This is a genomic window from Vibrio sp. YT-19(2023) (assembly GCF_033337395.1).
The window spans coordinates 1-526 of record NZ_JAWOQN010001097.1 but is presented as its reverse complement, the minus strand read 5'-3'; the positions used below and the strand labels follow the sequence as shown (position 1 = coordinate 526).

At 49.2% G+C, this 526-nt stretch carries 1 pseudogene; it reads left to right on the top strand.

From position 1 onward, the window contains the following. Positions 1 to 289: 289 nt before the first annotated feature. A pseudogene (locus R7E78_RS30250) lies at positions 290 to 526 on the top strand (plasmid stability protein StbA); the annotation flags it as partial.

Sequence of the window (526 nt, the reverse complement as noted above, 5' to 3'; positions counted from 1 at the left end):
GATATATTGGATATGGCATCAAAGATTCCAAATGCCTCTTTACCACCGTCTCTCGATGCTGGAGGGCAAGCGGTTCTCGATGCGAGGGTAAGGTCTGTTTATCTGAGCCTATCCGTGCAGCGTTCCCATAGGTTCCCTTACTCAACGATCAAAAAGCCACCGAAAAGCAACCTATATGCCCCTTTTGGGCAATTACACAGGCCATCTGTCCCCGCTTTTAGCCTTATTCTCTATCCAACACGCGGCAAGCAATCGAAAAGCAATCTAAAAGCAATCTTTGGAGGATTTCATGAGTCAATTTGTTCTGGGTTTGGATATTGGTTACTCCAACCTGAAAATGGCAATGGGGTATAAAGGTGAGGAAGCTCGCACAGTCGTCATGCCGGTGGGGGCAGGTCCATTGGAACTGATGCCACAACAGTTAACTGGCGGTGCAGGGACCTGCATTCAGGTTGTGATTGATGGAGAGAAATGGGTTGCAGGCGTCGAGCCTGACCGATTGCAAGGATGGGAGCGTGAGCTTCAC